This is a genomic window from Variovorax sp. FW305-3-2-15-B-LB1, from assembly GCF_058787635.1.
Genome location: NZ_JBYSZY010000103.1, coordinates 1 through 7,324, shown reverse-complemented (window position 1 = coordinate 7,324; position 7,324 = coordinate 1). Strand labels below are relative to the sequence as shown.

Below are 7,324 nucleotides of genomic sequence, written 5' to 3'. Positions count from 1 at the left end.
GGGCGGCGGATCGGCCTTGGGTTTCGGCGGTTCGACGAACTGGCTCAGGATCTCGACGGGAATCACCACTTCGGCGGCCCTGCGCAGCAGGCCGCTTTGCAGCGCCCACAGCGCGGCGCCGTGAAACAGGATCACGCCGCCGGCAATGACGACAGTGCGCGACAGGCCAAGAAAGGAGGGAGGGGGGGCAAAGCGGTCAGACACGATCAACCATTCGAATGCGGGCACTACAAATCGTGCCCCGATTGCAGCAAAACCGCTACAGAGACGCTACTTGCGAAAAATCCACCAGACAGAGCCGGCGACGAGGATCAGGCTGCCGCCGAGAGCCGAGACGAGTTCCATGCTTTGCTTTCCTTGATGGAGTTGGCAAGCTGGATCGCTCTCGGCGCCGATTCGCAGTTCAGGGCGGCGACCGGGTGAGAGACACTGCACTGCGCCACGATGTCGCGGGCACAACCTTCACACTGGCCACACTGGGTGGCCACGCCGAGTTCGAACTGGACTTCGTCGAAAGTCATGCCCGCGCGCACGTGACGTGCGATTTCACGGTCAGAGACTCGGCGGCAGACGCAAACGATCATGGCGGTGAAAGCGGCAGTTGGCTGGCTGTTGGATGTGACTCATTATAAATAAGAATCCATCGCATTTGCAATCACTATGACTGACATGCCGCCGGACTTTGCAAGCCGGTGTTACACCTCGGCCCAGAGCCGCAGGAGGTTGTGATAGTGGCCGGTGAGCGCCACGGTTTCCTCGCATTCGCCCAGGCGGGCGCGCAGTTTCTGGATGGTCTGGTCGAGTTCGAACAGCATGCCGCGCTGAGCGTCGCTGCGCACCATGCTCTGCAGCCAGAAGAAGGAGCACACCCGCGCCCCGCGCGTGACCGGGTGCACGCGGTGCAGGCTGCTCGCCGGGTAAAGGATCAGGTCGCCGGCCGGCAGCTTGACCTCGTGGGAGCCGTAGGTGTCGATCACTTCCAGCTCGCCGCCGTCGTAATCCTCCGGATCGCTCAGGAAGAGGGTGCACGACAGGTCGGTGCGCAGCTGCTGGCTGCTGCCCGGCACCGCGCGCACCGAGCCGTCGACATGCACGCCGTAGTGCTCGCCACCCTCGTAGCGGTTGAACAGCGGCGGCACGAAACGCGCGGGCAGCGCCGCCGAGAAGAACAGCGCGTGGCGCGAGAGCGCCGCCAGGATGGTCGCGCCGAGCTCGCGCGAGACGGGCGAAGACTCCGGCAACTGGCGGTTGCGCTTCACCTGTGCGCCTTGGTCACCCACGGTTTCGCGGCCGTCGACCCAGTGGGTGGCATCGAGCGCCGCGCGCATCTCGCGCACCTGGTCCGGGCTCAGCACGTCGGGCACATGCAGCATCATTTCGGTGAACTCCACAAGAAAAAAGCCCCGGCGCAGGCCGGGGCTCGAGTGTCGCACCGCGCCTGCCGCAAGGGCCGGCACGGAGGCGACGCGGTCGTCGGGATCAGAACGCGAAGTTCGCGGTGATCTTGGCCGAGCGCGGGATGCCCGGCGTGTAGCGGTAGCCGCTCTTGTTGATGGCGGCCGCGTACTGCTTGTCGAACACGTTGGCGATGTTCAGCTGGATGTCGACGTTCTTGTTGATGCGGTACGACGCCATGGCATCGAACACCCAGTAGGAGTCGATGTACGCCGGCGTGCCCACGGCGCCGTCGGTGCCGCGGTGCAGCTTGCCGTTGTAGCGCGCGCCACCGCCGACCGTCAGGCCGAACGGGAACTGGTAGGTGGTCCAGGCCGTGAACGAGTTCTTCGGCGTGTAGGTCAGCACGTTGGTGCCGTCGGCCGTGACGTTGGGGCCGCTTTGCACCTTGGTGTCCATCGTCGTGAAGCCGGCGCTCATGCCCCAGCGTTCGGTGATGGTGCCCGCCACGCCCAGCTCGATGCCCTGCACGCGTTTCTTGCCGCTCTGGTAGTACAGCGCGGTGTTGGTCGGGTCCTGCACGACTTCGTTGGTCACGTCGGTGCGGTAGACCGCGCCGGTCAGCGACAGCTTGTCGTCCAGCACGTCCCACTTCGTGCCCACTTCGAAGGTCTTGGCCTTTTGCGGCAGGAAGTCGGTGCGCGCCGCGCTGCTGCCCGTGCCGGCGGCCGACAGCGAGAAGTTCGCGCCGCCCGGGGGCTGCGCCGAAGTGCCGTAGGCCGCATAGATGCTGCCGTTCTTCGCGGGCTTGTAGACCACGCCGATCTTGCCGGTGAACAGGTTGTCGGAGAGCTTCAGCGACGAGGGCACCAGCGTGCCGACCGGCAGGCCGGGGTTGGTCGTTGCGGTCGACAGCGTCGCGCTCTGGAACGAGGTGCTGTAGTGATCGAAGCGCAGGCCGCCGGTGATCTGCCATTGCTCGTTGAGCTTGATGGTGTCGAAGGCGTACAGGCCGACCGTGTTGGTCACGCCCTTGCTGTCGGCGCCGCTGAGCATGCGGTTGTAGCCGTTCACGTACGGGTTCGGCGCGTACAGGTTGGCCACGGGCCATGCGCCGTTCTGCACGACCTTGCCGTTGAACGTGGCGCCGGGGCTGAAGTAGCCCAGGCTCGACTGCTCTTCACGGATCAACTCGACGCCCGCGCTGAGCGAGTGGCTCAGGCTGCCGGTGTTGAACTTGGCGGTCACGTTCGTCTGGTTGACGAAGATCGTGTTTTCCTGGTTCTTGTTGGTCGGCAGGTTGCGCGTGGTCGTCCAGGTCGACGGCAGTCCCGGGATCGGCGTGCTGAGGAACGCGGTGTTGCCCGAGGGCGGCGGGTTGCCGTTGGTGCCCAGGCCGCCGAGCATGAACGCCGTCAGCATGTAGTCCTGCTTCGTCTTGCCGTAGCGGGTCGTGTTGCGCAGCGTGATGTCGGGCGTGAAGTCGTGCTCCACGCGCGCGGTGAACATGTCGGCCGTCACCTTGTTGAAGTCGTAGGCGGTGCCGTAGAAGTTCTTCGGATCGACCGGTGCTGCGTAGTTCAGGAAGCTGCGGCGACGTGCGCCGAGAGCGACCGGGTCGGGGTTCGAGTAGCTGGGCAGGCCGATGGTCGGCACGCCGCCATCGGGCACGTTGTCCTGGTCGACGTGCAGGTAGTCGAAGTAGAAGCGCGTGGGCGAATTCAGACCGAGCGCGATCGAGGGTGCAATGGCCGTGCGCTTGTTCTTGACGAAGTCGCGGCCGGGCACGCCCGAGTCTTCCATCGCCGCATTCAGGCGGAAGGCGGCGCCGATGCCGTTGGCGCTGCTGAGCGACTTGTTCCAGTCGATGCTGCCGCGCTTGTAGTCGGCGCTGCCGAAACCGAGCGAGCCCAGGAAGCTGTCTTCGAGCTTCGGCTTCTTGGTGACGAGGTTGATGTAGCCGGTGGGCGAGGTGCGGCCCACGTCGGTGCCCGACGGGCCCTTCACGACTTCGACCTGCTCGATATTGAACATGTCGCGCGAGACCGAGCCCAGGTCGCGGATGCCGTCCACGAAGATGCTGCTGGAGCTGTCGAAGCCGCGCATGAACACGGCGTCGCCGGTGTTCGTGTTGCCGTTCTCGCCCAGGAAGAACGTGCCGACGCCGGCGGTGTTGCGCAGCGCTTCGGTGAGCGTGGTCGCGCCCTGCTCGCGAATGATCTGTTCCTTGATCACCTGGATCGTCTGCGGCGTGTTCACCAGCGGGGCCGTGAACTTCGGGTTGGCCGAGGTGTCGGTCTTGTAGTCGGCAGCGCTCGAATCCTGCACGCGGACTTCAGGCAGGGCCCGCCCGGTCTGGGCAAAGGCGGCGGGGGCTGCGATGGCCAGCAGCGTGGCTGCGGCGGCACCCGAAAGGTGAGGAACGGCGCGTGCGACGGCGTGTTTGCGGCTCTTGATATAGGCCATGTTGTTTTCTCCAGAAAGGGCGGGCGGGCAGAGCTCGACTGGCTGGGTCCGGGCGGCGCACTCTCGGGGAGAAAAAGGGCGGCAAGACTGGCTGGGTGAGCTGATTTGCGAAGGGTTTTTGCAAATCGATGCAAATGATATTGCTTCTCAATACCAAGGTGCTCAACTGGCCGCTTTTAACCAGAAAGTTTCGCTCGCTCCGTTGCCGGCGCGCAACTGACGAGGCCGCGCGGGCCGTTCAATAGACGTCGCGGCGGTAGCGTCCGCTGGCCGACAGCTCGGCCCAGAGGTCGTCGCCGGCGATCTGCCGCAGCGCCGCGTCGACGCCCGATGCCATGCCCTGGAGGCTGCCGCAGACATAGACGGCGGAGCCATCGCGCAGCCAGGCTTGCAGCGTGTCGGCCATCTGCAGCAGGCGGTGCTGCACGTAGAAGCGCTCGGCCTGGTCGCGCGAGAACACCATGTCGAGCCGGGCGAGCGTGCCGTCGGCCTGCCAGGCTTCGATTTCTTCGCGGCAGAGGAAGTCGTGGGCGGACTGGCGCTCGCCGAACACCAGCCAGTTGTCTTTTCGGCCAGCGGCGGCGCGTGCGCGCAGGTGGGCGCGCAGGCCGGCCAGGCCGGTGCCGTTGCCGATCAGGATCAGCGGACGGTTCTCGTTGCCCTCCAGCCGGAAGCCGCGGTGCGGCCGCAGGCGCAGCGCCACGGAGTCGCCGACCGAAAGCGTCGAGGTGAGCAGGCCCGACGCGGCGCCCATCGAGCCGTCGGGATGCTGTTCTTGCCGCACGAGCAGTTGCAGTTCGCCGTCGGCGGGCAGGGAGGCGATCGAGTAGTCGCGTGGCCGCGCCGGATCGCTTGCGATTGCGACCTGCACCAGGTCGCCCGAAGCCCAGTGTGGCAGTGCGCCGGCTTGCGGCGTGAGGCCGAGATGGAAGACCGGGCCGCCCGTGCTGCCGGCGTTGAGCAGTTCGCGCCGCGTGAGCCGCCAGGGCGCGAAGCTTGCCGGGGCGTCGTCGCCGCCCTCCGGCGCATCGCCCCAGCGGGCGTGCCAATCGGCGAGCGCGGCGGGGTCGCTGTTGTCGACCTCGATGGGTTCGAAGTCGCGCACGGCGCCGGCCGTGTGGAGCCACGCGTCGAGCGCGCGGCCGAAGCCGCAGAAGTGGGCGTACTGCCGGTCGCCGAGCGCCAGCACGGCGTAGCGCAGCGAAGGCAGCGCCAGCGGCGCGCCCATCACGCGCTCGGCGAACACGCTGGCGCCGTCGGGCGCATCGCCTTCGCCGTAGGTGCTGGCCACGAAGAGGGCGCGGCGGGCCGAGGCCAGCGTGGCGCTGTCGAGGGCGTTGAGGGCCATCACGCGCACGGCCGTGCCGGCCGCGCGCAGCCGTCGCGCGGTCTGCCACGCGATGGTTTCCGCCTGGCCGGTCTGGCTGGCGAACAGCACGAGGGTGGGCGACGCCTGCGCGCCGTCACCGGCCGACAGGGCCGCGGCTTCGCGTGCGGCCGTGGCCTGCAGCCGTCGCTGGCGTGCGTAGATGCCCAGGCACAGCGCGGCATAGGCGGCGACCGTCGCGCTGGCGGCCAGCGCACGCCACAGGGTCTCGGTCATGCGCTCGCCTGCGCCTGCCACGCGCGCGTGGCCTGCTCGGTGAGCGACCCGTCGTCGGCGCGGGAGATGAACAGGGCCGCGATGTGGCGCTGCTGTGCGAAGGCCAGGCCCTCGACGGGGCCGAGCACGGTCAGCACGGTGGCGAGCGCATCCGCCTGCATGCACTGCGGGTGCAGCACCGTGACGCTGGCCAGCGCATGCGCCACGGGCTCGCCGTCGCGCGGATCGATGGTGTGCGACCAGCTGCGGCCTTCGACCGCGCGCCGGTGCCAGCGGTCGCCCGAGGTGGCCACGGCCATGTCGGCCAGTGCGATGCGTTGCGGCGTCGGCATCTCGGTGTCGACCTGCACCTGCCACGGCGTGCCGCCGGGTCGCCGGCCGATGCCGCGCAACTCGCCGCCGATTTCGAACAGCAGGTCGGTGAGGCCGAGCGCGCGCAGCGCGTCGACGCCGTGGTCGACCGCGAAGCCCTTGGCGATGCCCGACAGGTCGAGCTGCACGCCGCCGGGTTGCAGCAGCGTGCGGTTGGCCTCATCGAAGGTCAGCCGTTGCCAGCCGACGTTCGAATGGATCGCGGCCAGCGCGTCGGGCGAGGGCAGGGCGTTGTCCTGCGACGCTGCGGGGCCGAAGCCCCAGCGCGCCACCAGCGCACCGACCGTCGGATCGATCGCGCCGCCGCTGGCCTGCGCCCACGCGAGGGCGCACTGCATCACCTGTGCGAATTCGGCTGGCAGCGCATGGCGCGAGCCGGCGGGCGCGGCGTTGAAGCGGCTGATGAGGGAGTCGGGCTCCCAGTGGCTCATCTGGTCGATCACGCGCGCGAGCGCGGCCTCGACCGCCTCGCGCACCTGTGCGAGCGGCAGCATCCGCGGGTTGTCGAAGCGCAGTGACCAGGTCGTGCCCATCGTCTGCCCGCCGAGCTGCTGGAGGCTGGCTGGATCGGCGGGGCGGGGAACGGCCGCGTTGGCGTAGCCGCCCGCGCGCCAGGTGCTGAAGGAAAGGCCCAAGGAAAAACGCAGGGTCAGGGCATCACTTCCAGGGTGGCCGCGTAGCTCAGGCGGCGTTCCTTGGCTTGCGGCACGGTGGTCTTGCTGTCCTTGGTGCTGGCGTCGAGCCAGTACATGCCGGCGGCCGGCCAGGTCACGCTGAACTGGCCCTTGTCGTCGGTCTTGAGCTTGAGTTCGTCGAGCTTGTCGCGGTACTGGGTGCTGCCGGCGGTCACGGTCACTTCGAGGTCCTTGGCGGGCTTGCCGTCCAGGTGCAGCGTGAAGGTGGCCTTCTCGCCCTTGGCCAGGTCGGTCGGGCTGCCGGCGGCGATCAGTTCCAGGCCCTGGCCGATGGGCTTGAGCGCCGAGGGCTTGCCGACGGTCACGAAGGTCTCGATGCGGCCGGCCGATTGGGTGATGGTCACTTCCTGCGCATCGGCCGGGATTTCCTTGGCGATGGTTTCGGCCGTGCCGCGGGCGCGCTTGTTCTGGCCCGTGGCCTTGTCCTTCCAGGCGGCGAACGCGCCGTTGTTGACCACCGCGATGCGGTAGGTGCCCGGCTGCGCGACGTTCACGTCGAACACGTTGCGCAGCTTGAGCTTGGCTTCGGATTCAGGCTTGACCGTGCTGCCGTCGGGGGCGGTGATCTGCAGGCCGTCCAGGCGCAGCGGCGCGTGGTTGGCAACGAACAGGTCGTTCGACACGGCAGCGTCGACGCTCACGGTGTCGGCTTTCGACAGCACGGTGGTCGAGGGCAGCAGCCAGGCGTTGTGCGCCTGGGTCACGGAAGCAACGGCTGACAGGGCGAGGGCGAGGCCGGCGGCGCGCAGGGTGAAGCGGGTCATGGTGGTCCTTGGAATGAGTGGGCGGGCGG

General features: G+C 68.1%; 7 protein-coding genes and 1 pseudogene. 1 reads left to right on the top strand and 7 read right to left on the bottom strand.

Annotation, left to right across the window (positions count from 1 at the left end; genetic code table 11):
* The 4 genes and pseudogenes from AC3WQR_RS31245 to AC3WQR_RS31230 form a co-directional block, all read right to left on the bottom strand.
* Positions 1-228 (bottom strand): annotated as a pseudogene (locus tag AC3WQR_RS31245) (energy transducer TonB); the annotation flags it as partial.
* Positions 229-311: 83 nt separating this feature from the next.
* The gene (locus AC3WQR_RS31240; protein ID WP_062473051.1) at positions 312-584 is read right to left on the bottom strand and encodes a (2Fe-2S)-binding protein; all 273 of its coding nucleotides are present in this window, start codon (positions 582-584) and stop codon (positions 312-314) included.
* Positions 585-695: 111 nt separating this feature from the next.
* Entirely contained in the window at positions 696-1,376 is a 681-nt protein-coding gene (locus tag AC3WQR_RS31235) for a Fe2+-dependent dioxygenase (RefSeq protein WP_070059743.1), read from the bottom strand.
* 103 nt (positions 1,377-1,479) lie between these two features.
* On the bottom strand, positions 1,480-3,861 hold the full coding sequence (locus AC3WQR_RS31230) for a catecholate siderophore receptor Fiu (protein WP_492745907.1): 2,382 nt from the start codon (positions 3,859-3,861) through the stop codon (positions 1,480-1,482).
* Here AC3WQR_RS31230 and AC3WQR_RS31225 point away from each other — a divergent pair.
* The gene (locus tag AC3WQR_RS31225; RefSeq protein WP_159272569.1) at positions 3,860-4,081 is read left to right on the top strand and encodes a hypothetical protein; all 222 of its coding nucleotides are present in this window, start codon (positions 3,860-3,862) and stop codon (positions 4,079-4,081) included. The two genes, AC3WQR_RS31230 and AC3WQR_RS31225, sit on opposite strands and share 2 nt — an antisense overlap.
* A gap of 18 nt (positions 4,082-4,099) precedes the next feature.
* Here the strand turns inward: AC3WQR_RS31225 and AC3WQR_RS31220 are convergent, their stop codons facing one another.
* From AC3WQR_RS31220 to AC3WQR_RS31210, 3 genes are read right to left on the bottom strand one after another with little or no spacing between them, the layout of a single operon-like run.
* On the bottom strand, positions 4,100-5,464 hold the full coding sequence (locus AC3WQR_RS31220) for a sulfite reductase subunit alpha (protein WP_492745905.1): 1,365 nt from the start codon (positions 5,462-5,464) through the stop codon (positions 4,100-4,102).
* Positions 5,461-6,471 carry an FAD:protein FMN transferase gene (locus AC3WQR_RS31215; RefSeq protein WP_492745903.1) on the bottom strand — a complete coding sequence of 337 codons (1,011 nt, stop codon included), beginning with the start codon at positions 6,469-6,471 and terminating at the stop codon, positions 5,461-5,463. Before AC3WQR_RS31215 ends, AC3WQR_RS31220 begins: the two co-directional genes overlap by 4 nt.
* Positions 6,472-6,485: 14 nt before the next feature.
* Positions 6,486-7,295, bottom strand: a complete 810-nt coding sequence (locus tag AC3WQR_RS31210) for a DUF4198 domain-containing protein (protein ID WP_492745901.1) — start codon at positions 7,293-7,295, stop codon at positions 6,486-6,488.
* Positions 7,296-7,324: the final 29 nt, after the last annotated feature.